Here is a 21,711-nt window from a genome sequence, read left to right on the forward strand (position 1 = left end):
ATGGTCAGGAAGTCTGCAGTAGAATTATTGGAAAGAGCCAGTGCTCTTTATGGCAGCAATATCGGCTATGAAGATTATTCATCAAAAATAACTTTTGGGGAATTGAGGGAAACCGCAGTTGCGATAGGGACGAACCTGTTAGCGGCTATGCCAAAAACGCCTCATCATTCCATCAAGCCGATTATTGTATTAATGCCTAAAAGCGTTAAATGCATTATCAGCTACATGGGCATATTATATAGCGGGAATCCGTATGTTCCTTTAGACGCCAATATCCCTGCTGCCAGGTTGCAGAAAATCATTAACAACTTGAATCCGGAAGGGATAATTACGGAAGCGGAGTACGCCAAGGTACTGGATCAAGTGGACGTAAAAGGAGCGAAGGTCTATTATTACTCCGAAATTTCAAAGGGGCAGCCGGACGAAGATCTTATTCAGCAAACGATTTCTAAAGTGGTTGATACTGATCCCATTTACATCATGTATACCTCAGGCTCCACTGGCGAACCAAAAGGAGTTACGATCCCGCACCGGGGCGTACTGGATTATGCGGATTGGGTAGTAAATACATTTTCCTTAACTGAACAGACCATTATGGCCAATCAGGCGCCGTTCTACTTTGACAATTCCGTATTTGAAATTTATGGAGCGCTTTTGAGCGGCGGGAAAATGGTGTTAATCCCTGAACAATTGATGCTGTTCCCTGTTAAGCTGCCGGAGTTCCTGATAGAGAATAAAATCAACACCATCTTTTGGGTGCCAACAGTTTTGATAAATGTTGCAAACTCAGGAATACTGGAGACGACTAAGCTAGAGGAATTAAAAGTGGTAGCATTTTGCGGAGAAATCATGCCCAATAAACAACTGAATATATGGAGGAAGTCCAACCCGCATTGCCTCTATGCAAACTTATATGGCCCTACTGAAATTACGGATGTTTGTTCCTATTACATAGTGGATAAAGAATTTGAGGACTGGGAGCCGCTGCCGATCGGCAAAGCTTGTGAAAATATGCGAATTCTCATCCTGAATGGCAACGATGAAGCAGCAGAACCGGGAGAAACAGGCGAACTGTGTGTAATCGGCAGCGGTCTGGCTCTGGGCTACTGGGGCAACAAAGAACAGACCGATAAAGTATTTGTCCAAAATCCAATTAATACAAACTACAATGAGAATATGTACAGAACGGGTGACTTGGGATACATAAATGAGGATGGCCTGATTATGATCCAAGGCAGAATGGACAGCCAGATCAAGCACCGGGGAAACCGGATTGAATTAGGGGAAATTGAAAAAGCGGCTTCCTGCATAGAAGGTGTACGGAGAGCATGTGCGTTATTCGATTCTGAGCAAGAACAAATCGTATTGTATCTGGAAACGGATTTGAAAATGAATTCCAGAAAAGTAAATGTGGAATTGAGCAAATTAGTTCCGAAGTACATGTTGCCTCAAACACTTAAAGTATTTGAAAAGTTTCCGATGACGCCCAATGATAAGATTGACCGTAAGCAATTGCAAGCATTGAATAAGTAAGGTGCAAAATTTTAAAAACCATTTGGAGGTTACTATGGAAGTTAAAGAGATACTTAGAAACTATTTAAAAGAAGAATTTGAAATAGAAGATGATCCCGATTTTACAGACGATGCCCATCTTTTCGATATGGGTTTTCTTGATTCACTGGGAGCGACCCAAGTTATACTATTTATCGAAGAGGAATTCAATATCGAAATCACTCAAAAGGATTTGATCTTGCATCCTATGAATACTGTTGATGAAATAACGCTGGTAATTGAAGAGAAGTTGAATTAACAGGAGTGTTGGCAGTGAATGATTTAGTGCTGAGAGAAGCAACAGCAGAAGATATTAGCGCCTTAAAAAAACTGTATATAGATATGTACAGCTTTTTAGGCGAGTTTTCAATGCCTTACAGTATGGATGAAGATTCACTGGAAGACATTTTAAAGATCTTGGTAAAAGCCAAAACCACTTCCATCATAATCGGAGAGCTCGATGGAGTAGTGATTGGATTTATAACGGTTGAAATAACCAAGCTTGACCGCAAATTGAAATTGGAGCCGACCAATATTATTGGCTTCATCAAAGATCTATACATCATCCCGGATAAAAGGAAACTGGGATTAGCGAATAACTTCCTGCAGAAAGCCGAAGACCTGCTGTTGGAAATTGGCGCGACGGCAATCGAATGCAATGTACTGGTCGGCAATGATAACGCCATGAATTTCTGGGAGTCAAAAGGTTTTCAAAAAATGGCGCATGTAATGTATAAAAGAATACAAAATTAGGAGAGCTTATGTGGTTTTTAGATGTTAATATATTACTCCTACTCATAGCGGCGGGATTTGCTATTATGATTTTGCGGGTAATCAATCATAATAGCAGGTTCAAGCTGCCAATCAATCATATAATGGCCATTTCAACTTTGGTCATCTTATACAGCATAGATAAAAAGCTTTTGTTCTTTTACGTCGCTTATATTTTGATAACTTATGCGTTTAATATCATCTTACTGAAAGCGAAGAGATTCAAAAAAGTATTATTCTTTACCTTTTCCGTAGTGGCCATTTTGCCGTTCCTGTTTGGCCGGTTTGACAATATATTTCTTATACTGGGCATCGCCTATACCATTTTTAAAGCAATCGATTCTTTCTATCATACATATTATGGCGAACAAAAGATTGATTTCTTAACGTATGTGAACTTCATCCTCTTCCTGCCGGTTTTCACATCCGGCCCAATCCATAGGTACAGGGAGTTTGCAAGTTCGATGAAGGCCCCTATTAAACCTTCGGTTGAAAACATCTCGTATGCTGCAAGAAGGATCATTCGCGGTTTTTTCAAAAAAGTTGTTTTGGTGGCTCTTGTTACGATTCCTTTTGTGCATTTACAAGAACTGACCCCTACTTGGAGCATCAGTCTTCTCTTGATTGTCATGAGCTATTTGTTAATTTATTTGGACCTTTCCGGATACAGCGACATTGCCATTGGAATCGGTGCGCTTTGGGGCATAAAGGTTCCGGAGAACTTTAAAAAACCTTGGAATGCACCAACGATGAGCCAGTTTTGGCGATCCTGGCATGTGTCTTTAAGCGACAATATCCGGGAACATATTTATGTGGTCGTGGTCAAAAAGAAAATCACCAAGCTGCAAGGCGGCCTTATCGGCTTTTTGACCATGATCATCATGGCCATGTGGCATGGATTCAATCTTCCTTATCTCATTGCCGGAACGTATCTTGGGCTGATCCTCTTTATTGAAAATATTTTCTCTATCACCACTTTGAATAGAAGGACAGCCAATGCCGTGCATTTCCGCCTGAGATGCCTAACTACAAATTTTCTATTCGCTTTAAATTCACTTGTATTTACTCTGCCTCATGATAGGGTTCTACCTGTAATAAAGGGACTAGTCAGCTTTTAAAACTGTGAGGTTATTTGAAAAATGAAGAACAAACATCCACTTATATTTTTAATAGGAATTTTATCTTTTGTTATCATTTTAGAAACGCTCTTCCTGAAGACAGACCCAGTAAGGGAATTAAATGTATTTCTTAAAAATGATTTTGAGAAAGTCATGGCGAAGTATTCGGAAGAAGATTTTGATAAGGTGTTTTATGGGAATTCGGTTGTGATTTCAGGCTTTATTGATTCCCAAAGCAAAAGCGGCTACACCAATATCGGGATAGATTACGGCACAGTTGAAGATTTATATGAGATTTTGGATAGAGAGCTGATCGACGTAGGTTCGGAGCTGGTAATCGGCCTGAATTATTTCACGTTAATGGATACCTTGGATACAAACCCTACTTATCCATGGCATAAGGAAATCTATGAACCTTATTTGTATTTTAACCGCAACCGGGTCAATCCGGTGATTGTTGATGGCCTTTCCAATGTCCTGAAAGGCGAAGAGTTCATCCAGACTAGACACGAATCCCTTGAGAGAACGGTATACCGGGGAGTCCTGGATGAAAAAGAGCTTGGGGATAAAATCAAGGTTCAAAAAGAATTGTATTGGGATCAGGGTATTGAATATTATGATGATAATTTGAAAGCTTTGGAAAAAGTGATTGAGTTTGCCGAAGAAAATGATATTAGGTTAAGGTGCATCATACTGCCCTGGAATGATGTAATTGAAAAACCTGATACGACAGTGCTGGCCGAATCGAGCGCAGTGGAGATACTCCAGGCACATTCTGTAGAAGTATTGGATTTGTCGTATGCCACGCCAAAGGAATATTTTCATGATTTGGGGCATTTTAATTATGAGTATGGAGCTGTTAAGTTTACGGAGGAGATTGATTCATGGTTAATGGAACCTTAAAAACCTTATTCTTAATAGTCATTTACGTCATCATGTTTGAGCTGATCCTCTTGTTTTTCAACAATAGCGGGCCTTTTATTTATGAAGGGTTTTAAGGAGCGAACCACGGTGTTCCAAAGAACAGCAAACGTCAATAAATCAATATGAATATCCAGGCCACTCAAAAAATCAGTGAATTATTGAGTGGCCTTTTTCTATTCTGTTGCTTCTAAAAAAAAAGGAAACTTATGATTTGCAAAAGGAAGTTATGATATAATAATCCGAAAGTTCTGATAACTTATTTCTTTTTAGCTGTATATCCAATTATGGAAGGAGAGATTAGTATGAAAAAGTATTTAGCGGAATTTATCGGCACCTTTATCTTGGTGTTCCTCGGGACAGGCACCGCCGTCGTTTTAGGCGGCTACACAGGAGGGACCGATACCGGGTTTCTTGGAGTAGCGGCCATTGCCCTTGCTTTTGGTCTGTCGATTGTTGCAGCAGCTTATGCCATCGGCCATATTTCGGGGTGCCATGTGAACCCGGCGGTTTCGTTAGCTGTTTGGATGTCCGGGAATCTAACGGCTAAAGAATTTGGAGGCTATGTCATTGCCCAAATCGTCGGGGCATTTGCAGGAAGCGCGTTCCTTGCTTTCGTCATTGCCAATTCCACCGGCCTGGAAGGGTACGGGGCAAACGGCTACGGCGAATTGAGTGCAGTGGGCTTAAACCTGATCGGAGCGCTTGGCGTCGAAGTGATTCTTACCTTTATCTTTGTGTTGGCTATTCTGGGTGTAACATCGAGCAAGGCCACTTCGCACATGGGCGGAATTGTCATCGGATTAACGTTGACGCTGGTCCATATTATTGGCGTCCCGTTGACGGGTACATCGGTCAATCCGGCCAGAAGCCTGGCTCCGGCCGTTTTTGCTGGCGGAGATGCACTGGCGCAAGTATGGGTATTCCTATTAGCGCCTCTTGTCGGGGCAGCTCTTGCAGCCCTAGTGTTTAAATCGTTCTTTGTTGTAAAAGAAGAAACCGGCCTTGAAGTAGCAGGCGATGAACGGCTTGATAGGGCCCGTGATTCCCGTCATGACAAAACGCACAGATAAGAAAAAGACTGGTTCCTGTTTATAGGAACCAGTTTTTTTGATTCGGCAGAATCACAAATTCTTAATAAAGAAGATAATCTGGATGTACATTTCCGCCATTTCACTCGGCGTCTCCGCCAGACCGTTTTCGAGCCATTGTTCAATCAAGCCAAGGAAAGCGGATGTGGCGAACGAAGACAGGTAATCTTGCGGTACCGCCACGCCTTTGAAAAAGTTTTCGTTCTTCATCATTTTATCCATAAAGTGCTCGACGAAAAATTGCTTGAGCCGTTTGTGAAAACCGATGTGGTTGTTTTCCCCCAGGAAGACCTGGAAGCGTTCGGCGTTCAGCTGAATATACCGGAACACTTCCACAGCGTGCATCGAGATATTGCCTTTTTCTGCTTCTTCCAGCAGCACGTCCGGCTGAAGGCGTTCCAAATGCTTTTCGAGGTCCGAAAGAAGCCTTTCTTCCATTTGGTCCAGCAAATCGTATTTATCCAGGTAATGCAGGTAAAAAGTGCCTCTATTGATCTCCGCTGCCTCGGTGATATCCCGCACTGACACTTTCATAAAATTCTTTTCCTTTAAGAGCTGCAAGAAGCTTTGCTGGATTTTTTCTTTTGTCTTTTCAACCATTTCGTCGTAAATCGAAGCCATTCTCTTTTCCTCCAGACCATTGAACAATCGCGCCTATTCTGTTTATTGCTTTCATTATAGCAGGGGCATAAAATTAAACCATACCAATCAACAGTGTGTTGAGTGGAATCTACAGAATGGGTGATAAAGATGAAAAAATCACATCTAGCGATGATTATTGCGTTTTTGATTGGGATCGGGATGTTGGCCAAAGGTTTTATATTCAATGAAGACATTAAAATGTTCCTGCTGATTTTCTGGGGAATCGGGATGGCACTCGCTTTCTTGCGCCTCTTTGTAAATAATTCGATTAAGAAAATGAAAGGCAAAAGCTGGACAGTGAAAGTCGTGTTCTTTGCCGTATTGTTAGGGTTCGGTTTGCCGTTCCAGTCTTGGTTCAGAAATGAAGTCTTGTTTAAAATGGATTCGGATTATTTAGGGAGCAGTGTCCTCATGCTGATCGTCGGCATGGTGTTCATGACGTTTTTCGTTGGCTATGCAAAAGAGAAGTTCCAGTCCACAAACTTAGAGCCATCGAACAACTAATGGGGCGGTCGTAGGCATAAGATATTCCTGTATTTTCCTTTACATTTCTTAATGTTCTATTAATACCCACTCCATATTCGCTTCCTATAATAGGGGGGATACTAAATAAGGAGTGGTTGGATGAAACGGATTGTGACAATTTTAGCAGTGAGCCTTGCGGCGGCATCTTTCAGCGGACCTGTACTTGCGGCTGAACATGGAGAAGTGAGCAAAGTAATTTCAAAGCAGGAACAGCAAAAAATGGTCAACGTAGCACACCGCGGTGCTTCGGGGCATGCGCCTGAAAACACAATGGGCGCCTTCCAAAAAGGTTTTGAAATGAAGGCGGATTACATTGAAATCGATGTTCAAATGACCAAAGACGGCGAACTTGTCGTGATCCATGACACCACGGTTGACCGCACCACAAATGGAACGGGCAAAGTGAGCAGTTTAACGTTCGAGGAAATCAGGCAGTTGGATGCGGGCAGCTGGTTTAGTGAAGCTTATGCCGGTGAGAAGGTTCCGACATTTGAGGAAGTAATCGATGCGTTTCGCGGGAAAGTGGGCATTTTAATCGAGCTGAAATCGCCGGAACTTTATCCTGGAATGGAGAAGAAAATTGCGGATGCTTTGAAAGAGAGAAATATGCATAGATCGAATAACGGAAAAGTCATCCTGCAATCTTTTAACCATGAATCCATGAAAAAATCCAAAGAACTATTGCCGAATCTGCCTCACGGCGTTCTGGCAGGAGCAGGCTGGAAGAATGTAACGGAAGAACAACTGGCTCAGTTCGCCACGTATGCCGATTATTTCAATCCCACGATGAGCATCGTAACGGATGAGTTGGTCAGTGATGTCCATGAAGCGGGGATGAAGATTTATCCATATACTTCAAGAACCCAAGAACAGGCCTTGCGTCTATTCGACTTAAATGTAGATGGAATCATTACCGATTATACGGAACATGTATACTATCATCCTGTGAAAAATAACTAATGAATACCAGAAAGCATCGGTGCGGGAAGCCGGTGCTTTTTGCATCCAAAGAAGATGACTGCATAAGAGTTCTCCTTACATGCTCATCCGTGCTATAATGAAGAACTTAGGATGATGACGGCATTTGCTCGAATTGAACGGATGGCGAACCGCCTACCAATAAACCATAGAGGTGTAAGAAAATGAATAAACGATGGACGATCGATAAAATCAGAGAATTCACAGAGAAAAATTCAGACAGCAAATTATTGTCGACAGAATACCACGGGTTTTCCCAGAAGCTGCTGTTCAAATGTTCGTGCGGCAATAACTTTGAAAAAACCTTCACGAAATTCAACAAGAACAACCAGCGCAAATGCGACGTATGCCAGCCGCCAAAAGAAGCACGCTAAAAAATAAACGAAGCACCTATTTCCTTAACCGGAGATAGGTGCTGTTTTGTTTTTTACGGCGTATTGCAGTGCCGTAAACGGCAATTTGAAACTGTCCCTGTAAGGAGAAGAAAACAAATGAGGCGGCTGAACAGGAAAGGTCTTTGCCATGGAGATCAGTTGCTTTGCTGATCCTGCTCATCAAAAAGCAGAGAAAAGCTAAAAAATTACAGTTAATGTTAAAAGAGTACTGATGATAGCGCTTACATTTTCTGTTCTAAAATTTATACTGAACTTGTACTTAATTTATTGATAAAGGGAGAGGGGTTAGAAGATGAGAAGAAATTCTAAAGGCTTCTTGTTATTCGTGATTTTGGCCGTGTTCGCTTTGATTGCTGCTGGATGCAATAGCGGTGGAGGAGAAGAAGGTTCGGGGTCAGGTTCAAGTTCAGCCGTAGATATTGGCATTGTCTTGCCGACAAAAGATGAGCCGCGCTGGGTTCAGGACGAAGAGCGTTTTAAAGCAGCGTTAGCAGATTCGGATTATTCCACTGAAATCTTGTTCAGCCAAGGGTCTTCAGCAAAAGAGAAAGAAAACGTGGAAGCGTTATTGAACAAAGGCATCAAAGTCTTGATCATCACCCCGCATGACGGAGCAGCAGCAGCTGCCGCAGTGGAAGCTGCGAAACAGGACGATGTCACCGTGATCGCTTATGACCGTTTGATCACCGATACAGATGCTGTTGATTATTACGTCACATTCGATTCATTGGCAGTAGGGGCTGCGCAGGCACAGTATTTGGTGGATAACGCAGAAGGTTCGGGCGTACCGCTTTACTTGTATGCAGGGGCATCTTCTGACAACAACGCATTCTTGTTCTTCCAAGGCGCATGGGAAGTGCTGCAGCCGAAAATTGCAGATGGCACATTCAAAATTGCCAATTCCAGCCAAGCGGAAGCTTTGAAAGATACGAAGGAACTGAACCGCGACCAATTGAGCCAGATCATCGGCCAAGTTACAACCAACTGGGATCCGAACGAATCCAAAAACAAAGCACAGACGCATTTGACTTCTGTCGGCGACGACATGAAAGGCAATGTAGCCATCCTGGCACCGAATGACGGCACTGCCCGTTCGATTGCAGACGTATTTGCATCAGACACAGCCGTGACGGATTACTTGATCACCGGGCAGGATGCAGAGAAAGCATCAGTACAGTACATCATCGACGAAAAACAATCGATGACCGTATTCAAAGATGTCCGCACATTGGTGGAAGACGCAATGGGCATGGCAGTTGAAATCATGGACGGCAACACACCGGAAACTACAGGTTCTTACGACAACGGTATGACGGAAGTCAAAGCGAAGCAAACAGACGTAATCGTTGTGGACAAAGAAAACGTCAAAGCGGAATTGATCGATTCCGAGTATTACAAAGCGGATGAATTTACGGGCTTAGAGTAAAAATCACATAGGACGGAAGAAATAGTGGTAGAACCTTCTATCACTATTTCTCCATTCCTTGGTGTTTGCGCAAGGGAGGCGAAGAAATGAGCGACTATATTTTAGAAATGAAAAACATCTCGAAATCTTTTACCGGAGTGAAAGCCTTGTCGGATGTCAACTTCAAGGTAAAACGCGGAGAAATCCATTGCTTGATCGGAGAAAACGGCGCCGGCAAATCGACGCTGATGAAAGTCCTGAGCGGTGTTTATCCATACGGCACCTATGAGGGCGATATTGTCTTTGAAGGGAAAGTCCAGCAGTTCAATGAAATCAACGACAGCGTAAAAGCGGGAATCGGCATCATTTATCAGGAACTCGCGCTGTTTCCGGATTTGACGGTATACGAAAACATCTTCGCCGGCAATGAAATCCGAAAAGGCCCTTTTGTCGATTGGAATGAAACCATTGTCCAGTCATCCAAGCTGCTGCAGAAAGTGAAATTGAAAGTGGACCCGGAAACCTTGATCAAGGATTTAGGTGTAGGCAAACAGCAGCTGGTTGAAATTGCAAAATCGCTCAGCAAAGATGTGAAACTGTTGATTCTCGATGAACCGACAGCTGCTTTAAATGAAAACGACAGCGAAAACTTATTGGAGTTATTAAAAGAGTTGAAAAGCCAGGGAATCACCTGCATCATGATTTCCCATAAATTGAAGGAAGTCATCTCGATTGCCGACAAAGCGACCATTTTGCGCGATGGCAAAACCATCGTTACATTGGACGCCCATAAAGGGGAGCTGTCGGAGAGTGTCATCATCAAAAATATGGTAGGCCGTGAAATCGAAGACGTTTTTCCAAAGCGGACAGAAAAGAAAATCGGAGAGACGGTTCTCCAGTTGAAGGACTGGTCGGCATATGATCCGGAACTGGCACGGCAAGTTGTGAAACACGCCAATCTGGAAGTGAAAAAAGGGGAAATCATCGGCATCGCGGGATTGATGGGGTCGGGACGGACAGAGCTGGCACTCAGCATCTTCGGCAATCCAAAAAACTATAAACTGCAAGGCGAGCTTGAGGTTTTTGGAAAACAGCGAACGCTGAAACACACAAGCGACGCCATCAAGGCGGGGATTGCTTACGTAACCGAGGACCGGAAAGGAAACGGGCTGTTTTTGATCAAAGACATCAAAAGCAATGTCACCGCGGCGCATCTGAAAGGAATTTCAGCAAGAGGCGTCCTCAATTTGAACGAAGAAGTGAAAGTCGGGACAGATTACAAAAATTCGCTGCGGATCAAAGCCAATTCGCTTGAGCAGGCGGTTGGAAAGTTGAGCGGCGGCAACCAGCAAAAAGTATCGCTTGGCAAATGGCTGTTTACTGGACCTAAAATTTTGATTCTGGATGAACCGACGCGCGGAATCGATGTCGGGGCGAAATTCGAAATTTATACCATTATGAATGAGCTGATTAAAGAGGGATTGAGCATCATCATGATCTCCTCCGAATTGAATGAAATCATCGGCATGAGCGACCGCGTCTATGTCATGGCGGAAGGTGCCATAAAAGGTGAATTAACGATAGAAGAAACGACTCAGGAAGCCATTATGGAGCTTGCGACGCAATAGGGGGTAGAACAATGGGGTTTTTAGCAGAAGCAAAACATCTGATCAAAGCGAATATCCGCGATTACGGGATGTATATCGCCTTGCTTGTGATTATACTGACATTTACGTTTATGACAGACGGCTTGTTCATGTCTTCACGGAACATCAGCAATTTACTCGATTCAACAGGGTATATTGCGGTACTCGCAGTCGGCATGACTTTGGTTATCGTCATTCGGCACATTGACTTATCGGTCGGATTTTTAGCCGGATTTTTGGGCGCCATCGCTGCAATTTTTCTTTCGCAAATGGGCATGTCCGTTTTCCTGGTCATTCCGATCGTCTTGATTTTTGGCGTCCTCATCGGGTTATTCAACGGATTCCTGATCGCCAAAGTCGGCATTCCGGCGTTCGTGGCAACCTTAGCCGGGATGCTGTTTTTCCGGGGAGCCTTGCTGAATGTCACAGAAGGCACCGGGACAATCATCGTCAACAACGATGGCTTTAACGCACTTGGCAACGGCTTTATTCCATCGCTTATGGAAATCAACGGACTGCATCTATTGTCGCTTTTGATGGGGCTTGTCGGGATTTTGCTGTACATCTACAGCGAAATTTCAAACCGGCGGAACAAAGCGAAATATGGATTTGAAGTGGTTTCGTTTAAGATTTTCATCGTGAAACTCGTTTTTGTATCCTTTATTATCGGCTATATCACATGGATTCTTGCGGGATACAACGGCTTCTCCTGGACGGTGGTCATCATGCTGCTGGTCGTTGTCATTTATCATTTCCTGGCGACGAAAACAGTGCTTGGCCGCAATATTTATGCAGTCGGGAGCAATCCGGAAGCTGCCCATTTAAGCGGGATCAACGTCACGAAAATAACGCTCTTTGTTTTTGGATCGATGGGGATGCTTGCCGCCCTTTCCGGCATTCTGTTTACTTCCCGCTTGCAATCGGCAACGACGACTGCCGGGACGCTGTTCGAACTTGATGCCATCGCGGCTGCCTATGTCGGCGGGGTTTCGTCTGCGGGCGGTGTCGGGAAAGTGACCGGCGCGATTATCGGGGCCATCGTTATGGCTTCGCTGTCGAGCGGCATGAACTTGCTTGGAACCGGGATTTCGTATCAATACATGATCCGCGGCGGCGTTTTGGCTTTGGCTGTAATTTTTGATGTGATGACCCGGAAACAACGGGCGTAAACATTAAGTAAAACGGGCGTCTTCTTGCTTAAAGAAGGCGCTTTTTCTCTATATGAAAAGTGATTGTGAATTTTCTGTCAGATGATATGATGAAAGCAGTTAGGACATGGAAAAGGAGCTGCACAACATGAGAAAAAAAGTCGTCGTCATCCTTTGTGTGCTCTGTGCGGTTTTGGGATTTTTTACATTCATGTCAGCCGGAAAGGCATTCCGCTCCGACTGGCAATTGCCGTCGAGTGTCCCGGAAAATCAGGAAAAACCTCGCCTTGTCCTCGTTACCCAGGAAATGAAAACACCATTTTGGAATCAAGTGGCAGCAGGCGCTTCGAACGAAGCGGAAAAAGAGGGCGTCAGCCTCGAAGTATGGGGAAGCTACGGCAATGACCAGGACGAATTTTTAAAGCAAATTGAAATCGCGCTTCATTCCAAAGTGGACGGCGTCATTGTCCAAGGCCTGGATACCGAGGAATTCAAGGAACTGACGAAGATCAAAGCGGCTTCCTACGGCATTCCGGTTGTCGCGGTGGCGAATGACGTACCGGTTGCCGAAAGCCTGCGGAAAACCTATGTGGGATCGGACCAAGTAGAAGCAGGGAAACGGCTTGCGGAGGAACTGGTCCACGATATGGGCAGCGAAGGGCAGGTTGTTTTACTTGGCAATGCCGAACAAGCTTATAGTCAACAGCAGCGCCTGCAAGGGGTGAACGAATTTCTGAAGGCGTACCCTGGTATTGAAATAGTGCTGATGGAAAGCGGCGATTCCAACGAAGAAGTGATTGAAACGACGCAAAATGTGCTTAATCAGGTCCCGGGAGCCGATGCATTTATCGCGCTTAACGCCAACCATGTCGGGACAATGATGCAGGAAATCAGCAGGCGTGCAGCTCTTGAACGGTTCCATATTTATTCGTTTGACGACGGTGCGGACATTCCGGCGCTGCTTACGCAGGGCGGCTTGGATGCGGTGATTGGCCAGTCCCCTGAAAAAATGGGCAGCCTGAGCGTCGAATTGATCATGGAATGGCTGAACAACGAAACAGTTCCGCTGGATTCGGATGGCTATTTTACGGATATCCGCATTTTGGAAGGGGCGAAAAAACGCCCATGAATACAATACAAAAAAAGATATGGGTGCTGGCTTCGGTTGTTCTTGCCATCATGATCGCCATTTGGCTGACGCTGACGTTCTATAACCAGAAAATGCAGACACAATACAACGACATCCTGCAGCGCTATTTGCAGATGAATGAAGTGACCAGCTCAAGCCAGGACATTGTCGCCAATTTGAACCGGTATTTGCTGATTCCGACAGCGGGCAATGAGGCCGAGCTTGAAGAAAGCCGCGAACGGCTGCTGAGTGTCCAGTCGACTGTCTATGAGCTGCGCAATGTGGAAAACGAATTCATCTTGACCAATTACAGCCACTTGATCGACAGTTTTATTGAAACAGTGGACCGCTCGGTGATGTTCCAGGAACAGGGAGAAGCAGAATCCGCTTTGGCTGAATTTGCGGAGGCTTCGAACATCTCCCTGTATATTTCCGAAATGACTTTAAGCATTTTTGACACCGAATTAAAAACCTATGAACGCTTTTACCGGGGCATCATCAGCCAGTCGGAAGAGCTGGAGAAACTGGGTGTTTGGCTTTTGCTGCTGATTACCTTAGTGCTTGTGCTGTTTACGTATTTGTTTTCGCGCAGCATCACCAAACCGGTGCAGCAATTGACCAAAGCGGCCAACGAACTGGCAATCGGCCGATTCGACCGGCCCATCAAAGTGGATTCGAACGACGAGATTTCGTTTCTGGCCAAAACCTTTGACCATATGCGCAGCAACATCAATGCGCTGATCCTGGAAATTCAGAAAAAAGCCCAGCTTGAGCGGGAGTTGCAGGAAAGCAAAATGCTGCTGCAGGAAAGCCAGCTGCGTAATTTGCAAAACCAGATCAATCCGCATTTCCTGTTCAATACGCTGAACACGTTGTCCAAAAAGGCCTATCTCGACGGTGCGGAAGAAACGAGTGATTTGCTCGTCAGCGTGGCCGGCCTCTTGCGCTACAACTTAAAGCGGATGGACAAAGCAGTATCGCTTTACGAAGAAGTGTATGTGCTCCAGCAGTACATCGACATCCAGAAAGCCCGCTACAGCGACCGGCTGAAATTCCATGCAGACGTGCAAGAGTCCGCACTGGGGTTTCAAATTCCAGGGCTGACATTGCAGCCGCTGATTGAAAATGCGGTCATCCATGCCATCGAGCCGGAAGAAGACGGCGGCGAGATTTGGTTCCGCATCCAGGAAGTCGGAGATGAAGTATGGGTTGAAATCGAAGATAACGGGCCGGGCATTGATGAAGAAAAACAGCGGCAGCTTTTGGAGCAGGCCGTCATCTCGAAAGAAGGGCATTCAACCGGCATCGGATTCGCCAATGTACTGAAGCGGCTGAACCTTTTCTATGGACGGGAAAGCCTTGTTGAAATCGACAGTGAAATCGGCAAAGGGACGAAAATTACGTTGAAATTGCCAAAAGTAAAGGGGGTCCAAAATCATGGTCAAACTGCTCATAGTGGATGATGAGCCGATTGAACGCGACGGCATGCAGGCGATTCTACAAAAAAACTATCCGGATTTTGAATTCCGGCAGGCAAAGAACGGCAAGCTGGCCGTCGAAATCGCCGAAGACTGGAATCCGGATTGGATCTTCATGGACATCATGATGCCAGGGATGACAGGACTTGAAGCGATCGAACAAATCCAGCGGTCCAACGAAGAAGTCCAGTTCGTCATGGTGACGGCTTTTGACATGTTCGATTATGCGCGGCAAGCAATCAAACTCGGCGTAAAGGATTATTTGCTGAAGCCGAGCAAAGCAAGTGAAATTGTGGCGACCGTCGGTAAACTGCTCGAACAGCAGCGGCTAAAAGAACAGGAGTCAGCCATGCGGCGGCAGGAACAGGATGCCTTTCAGCGGGCACTTAGCATTGTCGAGACCGATGTCGTCACCCAACTGCTTTTTGACCATGTCCATGAAGTGCATATTGATATGCTGGTCGAAATGCTTGAAATCCAGTCGGAAAACGAACAGTTTGTGCTGACGGTGCTTATTCCGGAAGGGTGCGAAGAAGCGTATTCAAAAATTAAAGAAAACATACGGCAGCAAGGCAATGCGTGGGTAGGTGCCCTATATGGGCGCCAGCTGCCGATAATCGTCTTCCGCGAAGCCGGAACTTCATTTCGTTCCCAAGCCATCAAATTGGCAAAGGAAATCCTGGACATTTCGAAACAGCATAGCCAGGAAGGCTGGTTTGTCGGCATTGGCACAGAATGCAGTTCGCTTGAAGAAATCCGGAATTCATACCAGAAATCATTGATTGCAACGATGGATCTGGGCATTCCTTCAAAATACCGTTTTTATTCCGATGTGCCGGTGCTGGATAAAGAAAGTGATGCCGCATTTATCAAACAGCAGGAGAAAAAACTGTTCGATTACGTCCGGCAGGGGGAGTGGGAATGCATTGACCAGATTGTCCTGGATTTAATCCGGCGCTTTGAACAGCAGGAAGCGAACGTTCTTCTTGCCCAGCAGCGGGCGCTTGAAGTGCTGTGGATTGCGTCAAGAGTTATGGAAGAAATGGGCGTCGAGGCCGCAGCGCCGTATTATCCGGTGCAAGCGCAGGATTACCGGCAGCTCAGTGCCGAGACGCGGCAATTGCTTGAAGGGATGAAGCAATTGTATGAAGGCCATTGCGGCCGGCTGGAAGTGGATAAAATCCACCAGATCAAGCAATACATCCGGGAACATTCCCATGAAGACATTTCGCTCGACACCTTGGCAAGACGGGTCGACTTGAGCCCGATTTACATCAGCAAGATGTTCAAGGAAAAACTCGGCGTCAACTACATCGAGTTCCTGACGGCCTGCCGGATGGAGCGGGCGAAAAAGCTGCTGGCCGATCCGCAAAAGAGCCTGAAGGAAATCTCCATTGATGTAGGCTACCATGAACCGAATTACTTTAGCAAAGTGTTCAAAAAGATGTACGAAGTGTCGCCGAAAGAATACCGTAAGACGCTTTTGGGCATCAAGGAAGAGTAGGGAGGAAAATCCCATGAAGCAGATTCAGTCCCGAATTGCCGGGATGCTGGTGGCATTGATGGCGGCAGGGCTGTTTGCTGCCTGTGAAGGGCAGGATCCGGTAGCGCCGAAAGAAAAGGCCATTCCGCCGGAAACCGAACAGAACGAGCCCGTCAAAATCGGCTTTTCAATGGATACCTTAAAAGAGGAACGGTGGCTGAAAGACCGTGACTTGTTCCGGCAAGCGGCCGAGGAATTGGGCGCGGAAGTAGAGATAGCGGCGGCGAGCGGCGATGATGCACTGCAGATCGCCCAGGCGGAAGCGATGATCCAGGCAGGCATCGATGTGCTGGTGATTGTGCCGCATAACGCGGAAGCGACGGCAGCCATTGTCCACAAAGCCCACCAAGCCGGCATCAAAGTCATTGCCTATGACCGCTTGGTGAAAAATGCCGACGTTGACCTTTATGTGTCGTTCGACAATGAGCAGGTGGGCGAACTGCAGGCACGGGCCATTTTGGAAGCGGTGCCGAAAGGGAATTATGCCTATATCGGCGGCGCTCCGACCGACAACAATGTCCATCTGATCAAAAAAGGCGTATTGAATGTCCTTCAGCCGGCGATCGACCGGGGCGATATCAACATCGTCTACGATGAGTGGACCGAAGACTGGGCACCGGAAAATGCATTGAACAATATGGCCGAAGCGCTCCAAGCCAATGGCAATCAAATCGATGCGGTCATCGCGGCCAATGATGCAACAGCCGGCGGCGCCATCAAAGCGCTGGAAGCGCAAGGGATGAACGGGAAAATTCCGGTTGCGGGGCAGGACGCGGAACTCGCGGCAGCCCAGCGCATCGTTGCGGGCACCCAAACCATGACTGTGTATAAGCCGATCCAGAACTTGACTACCCAAGTGGCAGAGCTGGCTGTGCAGTTGGCGAACGGTGAAGAAATTATGACGTCCGTCAGCGTCAACAACGGGAAGACCGAAGTGCCGTCAATCTTGCTGGCGCCTACTGCAGTGGATGCCGGAAATCTGGCAGATACGGTCATTGCCGACGGTTTTCATTCCAAAGAAGAAGTGTATCAAGAAAAAAACGAATAAAAAAAGAGCCTTTCATCAGACAAGCAGTCTGATGAAAGGCTTTTTTATCCCATTGTAAAAATCCTTGAAGCTGCTCTTTATGCTATTATTAGGGGTGGATAATAACAAGCAGGCAATTGGAACGTAAGCAATAAGAGGAGGTTTTTTCAGATGGACAATAACGACTTACTGATCAGATTAAGGTACGCCCTTGATATAAAAAACAGTGATATGGTGGAAATCTTCAAGCTTGGCGGCATTGAATTTTCGAAAGAAGATGTATTAAAAGTACTGACAAAAACGCCGGAAGACGAGGATAGTAAAGGGAAAGAAGACCACATTCCTTTGGACAATGAAGCATTTGAATCCTTTTTGAACGGCTTGATCATTCACAAGCGAGGCAAACAGGAACCAAAACCGGGGCAGGCGGCACAGCCGCCGCTGTCAAACGAACCTTCCAACAACCTGTTATTGAAGAAAGTGAAAATCGCCTTGCAGCTGACAAGCGATGACATGCTCGACATATTGAAATTGGCAGGCGTTACGGTAACCAAAGGGGAAATGGGCGGGATCTTAAGAAAGCAGGGCCACAAAAACTACAGCATCTGCGGTGACCGCTATGCCCGCAATTTCTTGAAGGGGCTCGCCATCAAGTACAGAAAATAAACGAAACTCCGAATGGCTGCCAGACGGAGAACTGAAAAAAGGGTGCCGGATATCACATTCCGGCACCCTTTTTTGCAGTCTTGATCCGATTAGTAACAGTCCCAGTTGTACACTACATCCGAGAATTTTCGCTTTTTTAAATTTTCTTTGCTGATGAAAAAATTGCCGACGCCGGTATCTCCCCACGTCATGCCCGCTTCTTCATCCGTATCGACCTGAAGCAATAGGACATCGTAATCGGCATATTGCTCATTTCCTCTAAAGTCGACTTGGGCGAAAAAAGGATAGCCGCCGATCTTATGCCCTTCCCCGGAAAAATGCTCGGCATACATTTGCCAGAAAATAATAGATTGATTCCCTTCCACTTTCACTACTTCTTCATAGTCTATCCCTTTGAAAATAGCTTCAAAAGTCCGGTCGGTATTCGAGACAGCGTCCTGGTCTACGATAAAAGACAAAGCCGATTCTTTGTACGGCGGGAAATCATCTTCTTTCGGTTCCTCGAGAAATGAGAAATCTGTAACGAGCCCGTCTGCCGAAACGGGTTCTTCGTAAAAAACCATTCTGAAATTGCTTTGGTTGGTTTGGTCGTCAAAGTCCAGACCCATACCATCAGCATCCGGCGAAAGAAAGAATTGTAGGATGCCTTTCTCCGGCAAATCTTCCAGCACCAAAGGGAGTTCTTCAAAATTGATTTGAGCCAGCAACCTCATGGCGGCGCCGGACGCATCTTTTGGGAGCTCCGTCCCCTTTGGCAAATACGGAAGGCCGCCGAACTTGCTTTGATGCCAAGCGGTGGCTTGTGGTTTTGTCTGAATCCGGATTACCGGTTTGACAGTTGGTTCGAGTTTTTCTCGGAATCTTTCTAATTCTGGCGGCAAAGACAAACGTGGCATGGGCACTCTTCCTCTCAATTAGGCGTCGAATGGCATTTATTTCCCTGTTATAAATAAAAAAATATGGAAATTTACTATTACTTTAGTATAAGCTTTTAATTGACAGAAGTTTAGCGAAAATTGATCGAAGTGCCAATATAGTTGATAGCTGAGGCCGAGCAAAGGGGATAGACGGGATGAAATGGCTGCCTACGAGAAAAAACAAAGTAGAGGCTTTTTGGAAATGGTTTAAGGAGAACGAACGTGATTATTTTGGGCTGAATAGAGGCAATCAGGAAGAGCTGTTTGCTGTGCTGGAGCGAAAGCTGCAAAAAGTGAATAAACATCTGGTTTTTGAATTCAGTGTGGAGCCGCAAGGGGGCAAACGCGAGTTTACGATCAGCGCGGACGGCATGCTGGATGCGTTTGATGCGGTCTTTGATTTGCACGAAGCAGCGCCGGAACTTGAATTTTTTGACGTCGTGGCATTCCGGCAGCCTTCAGAAGAAGAGTTCAGCGTCGAGTTCGGAAGCCGGAAACTGACCTGGAACGACGTGTATTATACAGCTTTTCATGACGTTGAGCACGAAGAAGTCAGCATGACGCTTTACGTCAAGGGACTGACGAAAGACAACGAAGACGAATTGGCGCCAGCCCTCTTTATCTTATTGGACTCGGTGATCGGGGAATACAATATGGGCGTCCATGTCGGTAACATCGAATTCCGTCCATTTGAAGCACAAACGCAGGCGCAGCCTATCCAAACCGTCAAAGCATTCTTTCCGGTGGAAGCCTTATGAAAATGGACCGCTTGCCGCCAACTTTGCAGAAACTGAAAGATTTTGATAAAGAATTGGAGCGCCAGGGGAGTTCGCTGGATGAATGGATCGGCTTCAGCATTGTCGGAGACGAAAGCCGGTATGATTTGACTCCGCTTGATGTGATTCCATTTGCTTCAACATGGATGGATGGGAATCATTTCGGTTTGCTGACTGACTTCGGAACGGTTTCTGATCTGGAAGAAGCGCCTGTTGTCTGTGTGACGCCGATGAATTTTGGAGAACATATCAAAATTGTCGCACGCAACTTAAAAGAATTCCTGGATTTGATTTATACCGTAACCGATTCTATCGCCATCGCCAATTTCACTTATTTTCAGGACGAACAAGATTATAGAAAGCTCTTGAACAATCTTGGAAATGATGAAACATATGAAGAGCGTGTCGAGAAGCTGGAACGCATGAAAGCCGAGTTTGGTCTTCATGCCATCGAAGACGTCTACCGCTTTGTTGAAGTGGAGATAAAAGAAACCCGGCAACGGCAAATTGTGCTGCCGACGCTGGATGGCCTGGGAGTTGTCGCACAGAACAGCAAAGGTGATTTGCCTCTTTATCCCGTCCATGAAGATATGAAGATTGATATAGGCGATATGCGGAAGTTCCTGGAAGCCGCCCCTATGGAAAGCCGCCTGGCATTTATCCGCGATGCACAGTTTACAAATATTTTGGAAGAACCGGAAATCAAAAAGCTGGTGCTGGCGGAATTGAAACACATGAATATGCCCGATGAGCGAAAGCGATTAAATGACAGTTATTAAAGGAAATTCACCTCCGATGTCGTATAGACATAGTAACGCTAAACGGAGGTGTTTGTGATGAGAGTTGCCATACCGCTTGCAATCGTTGGACTTGCCGCCCTGTACAAAGGGGCTTTATGGAATTTTTCAAACCAAAGCAACAAACAAGTTCAGCAGCAGCTGGATGGAGTGCCGGATGCGCCGCCGGTGAAAATCACCGAGGACATGCTCAAGCCGCTTCCGCAATCTGTCCGGAACTGGTTGGTTGATGCCGGTGCCATTGGAGCAGACGAAATCCGCACAGTGACGTTGAAGCAAAGCGGCTGGATGCGCCTTAAGCCGGAGCAGGAAAAATGGACGAAGGCGGAAGCAGAACAAACCATTACGGCCAACCCACCGTCTTTTATCTGGACCGTCAAGACGAACATGGCGCCGTTTGGACAAGTTGTCGGCCGTGACCGTTTCGAATCGGGCAAAGCCGATATGGTGATCAAAGCAGCCGGCCTCCTGCCGATTGTCCAAGTCAGCAACAATGCCAAAACCGATGAATCGGCGCTGCAGCGCTTTTTGATGGAGATGGCGTGGTATCCGACAGCGGCGCTTAGTCCCTATGTGACCTGGGAAGAACTTGACGCTAATGCGGCAAGAGCCACGATGGTGTACCGCGGCGTTTCCGGATCTGCTGATTTTTATTTTTCCGAAGCCGGTGAAGTGCAAAAAGTGATTGCTTACCGCTACAAAGACAATGACAAATCTGCCTCTCGCTTGCCTTGTGTCGCTGAAATCAAAGAATTCCACAATGCCGGTGCGTATAAAATCCCTTCCAAGGTCGAAATCAGCTGGTATTTGGAAGAAGGAAAGTTCACTTGGTACAAATTCGAAGTGCATGGAGCAGAAATCGATCCGATCCGGGCAGTGCGCGATGCTGCTGTCACCTAAAGAAAAGCATGGAAATATCATTTGAAACAGAAAGTTCATTGTTTTTCGATAAATCAGCTTGACCTGTCCTTCTAATGCAGATAGGATAAGAAGATATATAGAGATACTTCACTAAGTGAAAGTGGAGTTATTTCTTCAGAGCATGAAACCGCATCATAATTGAATAGTGAATTCTTATCGAGAGAAGTCGAGGGACTGGCCCTATGACACTTCAGCAACCAGCCGCAAAGGCTAAGGTGCTAAATCCAGCAGGCATGACTTTGCCTGGCAGATGAAAAGGAACGAGT

General features: G+C 45.9%; 22 protein-coding genes and 1 riboswitch. Of the genes, 20 read left to right on the forward strand and 2 right to left on the reverse strand.

Annotation, left to right across the window (positions count from 1 at the left end):
* From HU147_RS09430 to HU147_RS09455, 6 genes are all read left to right on the forward strand, one after another.
* Entirely contained in the window at nt 1-1,533 is a 1,533-nt protein-coding gene (locus tag HU147_RS09430) for an amino acid adenylation domain-containing protein (RefSeq protein ID WP_224075999.1), read from the forward strand.
* Nucleotides 1,534-1,567: 34 nt separating this feature from the next.
* On the forward strand, nt 1,568-1,810 hold the full coding sequence (locus HU147_RS09435; RefSeq protein ID WP_036812185.1) for an acyl carrier protein: 243 nt from the start codon (nt 1,568-1,570) through the stop codon (nt 1,808-1,810).
* A gap of 14 nt (nt 1,811-1,824) precedes the next feature.
* On the forward strand, nt 1,825-2,304 hold the full coding sequence (locus tag HU147_RS09440; RefSeq protein ID WP_224076000.1) for a GNAT family N-acetyltransferase: 480 nt from the start codon (nt 1,825-1,827) through the stop codon (nt 2,302-2,304).
* An 8-nt stretch (nt 2,305-2,312) separates the two neighbouring features.
* Nucleotides 2,313-3,440 carry an MBOAT family O-acyltransferase gene (locus tag HU147_RS09445; protein WP_224076001.1) on the forward strand — a complete coding sequence of 376 codons (1,128 nt, stop codon included), beginning with the start codon at nt 2,313-2,315 and terminating at the stop codon, nt 3,438-3,440.
* 21 nt (nt 3,441-3,461) lie between these two features.
* Complete coding sequence (locus HU147_RS09450; RefSeq protein ID WP_224076002.1) at nt 3,462-4,343, forward strand: hypothetical protein; 882 nt, start codon at nt 3,462-3,464, stop codon at nt 4,341-4,343.
* 323 nt (nt 4,344-4,666) lie between these two features.
* Nucleotides 4,667-5,434 (forward strand): aquaporin, encoded by a 768-nt coding sequence (locus tag HU147_RS09455; protein WP_224076003.1) that lies wholly within the window; start codon nt 4,667-4,669, stop codon nt 5,432-5,434.
* A gap of 51 nt (nt 5,435-5,485) precedes the next feature.
* Here the strand turns inward: HU147_RS09455 and HU147_RS09460 are convergent, their stop codons facing one another.
* Nucleotides 5,486-6,073: a TetR/AcrR family transcriptional regulator gene (locus tag HU147_RS09460; protein WP_224076004.1), complete on the reverse strand. Its 588-nt coding sequence runs from the start codon at nt 6,071-6,073 to the stop codon at nt 5,486-5,488.
* Between the two features lie 129 nt (nt 6,074-6,202).
* On the opposite strand from HU147_RS09460, the gene HU147_RS09465 reads away from it, so the two are divergent.
* The 11 genes from HU147_RS09465 (at nt 6,203) to HU147_RS09515 (ending at nt 18,034) form a co-directional block, all read left to right on the forward strand.
* Nucleotides 6,203-6,598 (forward strand): MFS transporter permease, encoded by a 396-nt coding sequence (locus HU147_RS09465; RefSeq protein WP_224076005.1) that lies wholly within the window; start codon nt 6,203-6,205, stop codon nt 6,596-6,598.
* Nucleotides 6,599-6,718: 120 nt separating this feature from the next.
* The gene (locus HU147_RS09470) at nt 6,719-7,579 is read left to right on the forward strand and encodes a glycerophosphodiester phosphodiesterase (RefSeq protein WP_224076006.1); all 861 of its coding nucleotides are present in this window, start codon (nt 6,719-6,721) and stop codon (nt 7,577-7,579) included.
* A gap of 182 nt (nt 7,580-7,761) precedes the next feature.
* Complete coding sequence (locus HU147_RS09475; RefSeq protein WP_036802011.1) at nt 7,762-7,971, forward strand: hypothetical protein; 210 nt, start codon at nt 7,762-7,764, stop codon at nt 7,969-7,971.
* A gap of 313 nt (nt 7,972-8,284) precedes the next feature.
* Nucleotides 8,285-9,418, forward strand: a complete 1,134-nt coding sequence (locus HU147_RS09480; RefSeq protein ID WP_224076007.1) for a sugar ABC transporter substrate-binding protein — start codon at nt 8,285-8,287, stop codon at nt 9,416-9,418.
* Nucleotides 9,419-9,504: 86 nt separating this feature from the next.
* A complete protein-coding gene (locus HU147_RS09485; RefSeq protein ID WP_224076008.1) occupies nt 9,505-11,025 on the forward strand; it encodes a sugar ABC transporter ATP-binding protein in 1,521 nt (506 codons plus the stop codon).
* Between the two features lie 11 nt (nt 11,026-11,036).
* The gene (locus HU147_RS09490) at nt 11,037-12,212 is read left to right on the forward strand and encodes a sugar ABC transporter permease (RefSeq protein ID WP_224076009.1); all 1,176 of its coding nucleotides are present in this window, start codon (nt 11,037-11,039) and stop codon (nt 12,210-12,212) included.
* A gap of 127 nt (nt 12,213-12,339) precedes the next feature.
* Nucleotides 12,340-13,320: a sugar ABC transporter substrate-binding protein gene (locus tag HU147_RS09495; RefSeq protein ID WP_224076010.1), complete on the forward strand. Its 981-nt coding sequence runs from the start codon at nt 12,340-12,342 to the stop codon at nt 13,318-13,320.
* A complete protein-coding gene (locus tag HU147_RS09500; RefSeq protein WP_224076011.1) occupies nt 13,317-14,783 on the forward strand; it encodes a sensor histidine kinase in 1,467 nt (488 codons plus the stop codon). Before HU147_RS09495 ends, HU147_RS09500 begins: the two co-directional genes overlap by 4 nt.
* The gene (locus HU147_RS09505) at nt 14,758-16,302 is read left to right on the forward strand and encodes a response regulator (protein WP_224076012.1); all 1,545 of its coding nucleotides are present in this window, start codon (nt 14,758-14,760) and stop codon (nt 16,300-16,302) included. The genes HU147_RS09500 and HU147_RS09505 overlap by 26 nt, the downstream gene beginning before the upstream one ends.
* Before the next feature lie 13 nt (nt 16,303-16,315).
* On the forward strand, nt 16,316-17,389 hold the full coding sequence (gene xylF / locus HU147_RS09510) for a D-xylose ABC transporter substrate-binding protein (RefSeq protein ID WP_224076013.1): 1,074 nt from the start codon (nt 16,316-16,318) through the stop codon (nt 17,387-17,389).
* Between the two features lie 150 nt (nt 17,390-17,539).
* Entirely contained in the window at nt 17,540-18,034 is a 495-nt protein-coding gene (locus HU147_RS09515) for a DUF1456 family protein (RefSeq protein WP_224076014.1), read from the forward strand.
* Nucleotides 18,035-18,123: 89 nt separating this feature from the next.
* Here HU147_RS09515 and HU147_RS09520 read toward each other — a convergent pair whose 3' ends face one another.
* The gene (locus HU147_RS09520; protein ID WP_224076015.1) at nt 18,124-18,930 is read right to left on the reverse strand and encodes a YwqG family protein; all 807 of its coding nucleotides are present in this window, start codon (nt 18,928-18,930) and stop codon (nt 18,124-18,126) included.
* Between the two features lie 176 nt (nt 18,931-19,106).
* On the opposite strand from HU147_RS09520, the gene HU147_RS09525 reads away from it, so the two are divergent.
* The 3 genes from HU147_RS09525 to HU147_RS09535 are packed head-to-tail and all read left to right on the forward strand — an operon-like array spanning nt 19,107 to nt 21,424.
* Nucleotides 19,107-19,709 (forward strand): hypothetical protein, encoded by a 603-nt coding sequence (locus tag HU147_RS09525; RefSeq protein WP_224076016.1) that lies wholly within the window; start codon nt 19,107-19,109, stop codon nt 19,707-19,709.
* Nucleotides 19,706-20,506: a hypothetical protein gene (locus HU147_RS09530; RefSeq protein WP_224076017.1), complete on the forward strand. Its 801-nt coding sequence runs from the start codon at nt 19,706-19,708 to the stop codon at nt 20,504-20,506. The genes HU147_RS09525 and HU147_RS09530 overlap by 4 nt, the downstream gene beginning before the upstream one ends.
* Before the next feature lie 57 nt (nt 20,507-20,563).
* Nucleotides 20,564-21,424: a DUF6920 family protein gene (locus tag HU147_RS09535; RefSeq protein ID WP_224076018.1), complete on the forward strand. Its 861-nt coding sequence runs from the start codon at nt 20,564-20,566 to the stop codon at nt 21,422-21,424.
* Between the two features lie 171 nt (nt 21,425-21,595).
* A riboswitch (SAM riboswitch) is annotated at nt 21,596-21,702 on the forward strand.
* The last annotated feature ends 9 nt before the right edge of the window (nt 21,703-21,711 follow it).

This window comes from Planococcus chinensis, from assembly GCF_020071995.1.
Lineage (GTDB): Bacteria > Bacillota > Bacilli > Bacillales_A > Planococcaceae > Planococcus > Planococcus chinensis_A.

What these genes read in the sequence shown, in the direction of transcription:
- HU147_RS09490 (WP_224076009.1), top strand. Translation starts at nt 11,037, where the DNA reads ATGGGGTTTTTAGCAGAAGCAAAACATCTGATCAAAGCGAATATCCGC.
- HU147_RS09460 (WP_224076004.1), bottom strand. Translation starts at nt 6,073, where the DNA reads ATGGCTTCGATTTACGACGAAATGGTTGAAAAGACAAAAGAAAAAATC.
- HU147_RS09500 (WP_224076011.1), top strand. Translation starts at nt 13,317, where the DNA reads ATGAATACAATACAAAAAAAGATATGGGTGCTGGCTTCGGTTGTTCTT.
- HU147_RS09430 (WP_224075999.1), top strand. Translation starts at nt 1, where the DNA reads ATGGTCAGGAAGTCTGCAGTAGAATTATTGGAAAGAGCCAGTGCTCTT.
- HU147_RS09435 (WP_036812185.1), top strand. Translation starts at nt 1,568, where the DNA reads ATGGAAGTTAAAGAGATACTTAGAAACTATTTAAAAGAAGAATTTGAA.
- HU147_RS09455 (WP_224076003.1), top strand. Translation starts at nt 4,667, where the DNA reads ATGAAAAAGTATTTAGCGGAATTTATCGGCACCTTTATCTTGGTGTTC.
- HU147_RS09465 (WP_224076005.1), top strand. Translation starts at nt 6,203, where the DNA reads ATGAAAAAATCACATCTAGCGATGATTATTGCGTTTTTGATTGGGATC.
- HU147_RS09470 (WP_224076006.1), top strand. Translation starts at nt 6,719, where the DNA reads ATGAAACGGATTGTGACAATTTTAGCAGTGAGCCTTGCGGCGGCATCT.
- xylF (WP_224076013.1), top strand. Translation starts at nt 16,316, where the DNA reads ATGAAGCAGATTCAGTCCCGAATTGCCGGGATGCTGGTGGCATTGATG.
- HU147_RS09505 (WP_224076012.1), top strand. Translation starts at nt 14,758, where the DNA reads ATGGTCAAACTGCTCATAGTGGATGATGAGCCGATTGAACGCGACGGC.
- HU147_RS09515 (WP_224076014.1), top strand. Translation starts at nt 17,540, where the DNA reads ATGGACAATAACGACTTACTGATCAGATTAAGGTACGCCCTTGATATA.
- HU147_RS09450 (WP_224076002.1), top strand. Translation starts at nt 3,462, where the DNA reads ATGAAGAACAAACATCCACTTATATTTTTAATAGGAATTTTATCTTTT.
- HU147_RS09495 (WP_224076010.1), top strand. Translation starts at nt 12,340, where the DNA reads ATGAGAAAAAAAGTCGTCGTCATCCTTTGTGTGCTCTGTGCGGTTTTG.
- HU147_RS09485 (WP_224076008.1), top strand. Translation starts at nt 9,505, where the DNA reads ATGAGCGACTATATTTTAGAAATGAAAAACATCTCGAAATCTTTTACC.
- HU147_RS09475 (WP_036802011.1), top strand. Translation starts at nt 7,762, where the DNA reads ATGAATAAACGATGGACGATCGATAAAATCAGAGAATTCACAGAGAAA.
- HU147_RS09480 (WP_224076007.1), top strand. Translation starts at nt 8,285, where the DNA reads ATGAGAAGAAATTCTAAAGGCTTCTTGTTATTCGTGATTTTGGCCGTG.
- HU147_RS09530 (WP_224076017.1), top strand. Translation starts at nt 19,706, where the DNA reads ATGAAAATGGACCGCTTGCCGCCAACTTTGCAGAAACTGAAAGATTTT.
- HU147_RS09445 (WP_224076001.1), top strand. Translation starts at nt 2,313, where the DNA reads ATGTGGTTTTTAGATGTTAATATATTACTCCTACTCATAGCGGCGGGA.
- HU147_RS09535 (WP_224076018.1), top strand. Translation starts at nt 20,564, where the DNA reads ATGAGAGTTGCCATACCGCTTGCAATCGTTGGACTTGCCGCCCTGTAC.
- HU147_RS09520 (WP_224076015.1), bottom strand. Translation starts at nt 18,930, where the DNA reads ATGCCACGTTTGTCTTTGCCGCCAGAATTAGAAAGATTCCGAGAAAAA.
- HU147_RS09525 (WP_224076016.1), top strand. Translation starts at nt 19,107, where the DNA reads ATGAAATGGCTGCCTACGAGAAAAAACAAAGTAGAGGCTTTTTGGAAA.